General features: G+C 63.0%; 1 protein-coding gene. It reads right to left on the minus strand.

What is annotated here, in order from left to right; genetic code table 11:
- The coding region (locus PU724_RS33760; RefSeq protein ID WP_354426093.1) for an ISNCY family transposase at positions 1-1054 on the minus strand (1054 nt) is incomplete at both ends.

The following is a 1054-nucleotide window of genomic DNA, read 5'->3' on the forward strand; positions in this document are numbered from 1 at the left end:
ATCTCCAGGAGCGGCGGCTCCTTGTTCAAGGGGCCAAACAGCAACGCGTCCGCCTGTTCGCTGCGCCAGACCTTCAGCCGTCGCTGAAGTGTTCGAAGCAGTTTGTCCGGGTAGTCGCCGGGATACTCGGCCTGCAGTCGTGACAGAAGTTCGCTGCCGGTTCGCCATGGTTCGGCTTCGAACCAATTTCGCAAGTCGGCAGTCGCCTTGACGAGAGGGTCAGGACGCCGCCGCCCCCTTTTGGCTTTCACAATCGGGCGATCCGTCGGCCGGATAGCACCGTCCTTCCAGGCAGTCCGCAAAGTCGCCAGGAAAAGGTCAATCGGCTGAGTTGCCCCGTCAGGGCGCACGGCCGGCGAAGTATCGGCGAGCGCAGCGAGCCGCTCCTGCATGGCGCGGATATCGCGCAATAGCAGGACAGGATCGAGTCCGGCGTAGATTTCCTGCAGTCGGGAGCGGACTGCATCTGAGGTGCGAGCGTCGGCGACCAGACGCTGATGCGGCGTAGCTGGCGGACTGTACGTCTTGCGCACACGCGCGCCGTCGCGCTGCTTCGCGATCAACTTGAACGATGGCTGAAAGAAGTTCACGAACAGCCGCGCTGACCGGTAGAGCTTCGCTAGCAGCGCGGCGGCCTCCAGCCCCTCGAACCGACGATATCCGACCATCCTGCGCACCACGGCGCCATTCTTCTGCTCGACGAACGCCTGGTCGTTCTTGCGGTAGGGGCGGCAGCGCGTGAAGACGATGTTGGCGGCGTCGCAATAGGCCTTCAGCGTCTCGTTCATGAAAACGGTGTCGTTGTCCGTATCCAGGCCGAGAAGCGCGAAGGGCAGTTGCTTGCGCAATTCTGTGAGCACCGTGCTCAACAGCGTCTGTTCGCGAACCAGCAGCGGCGCACATTCCGTCCAGCCGGTCGCGATGTCGGTGAGCACGAGGGTTTGGATGAAGCTGCCGCGAGCCGAAGGGCCGCTATGGGCGACGAGGTCCGCCTCAACGAAGCCTGGTGCTGGATCGTCCCAATCCGCCGACGTTCTAATGGGAATGCTCCGTC

It is taken from the genome of Mesorhizobium abyssinicae (assembly GCF_049887195.1).
GTDB classification, from domain to species: domain Bacteria; phylum Pseudomonadota; class Alphaproteobacteria; order Rhizobiales; family Rhizobiaceae; genus Mesorhizobium; species Mesorhizobium abyssinicae.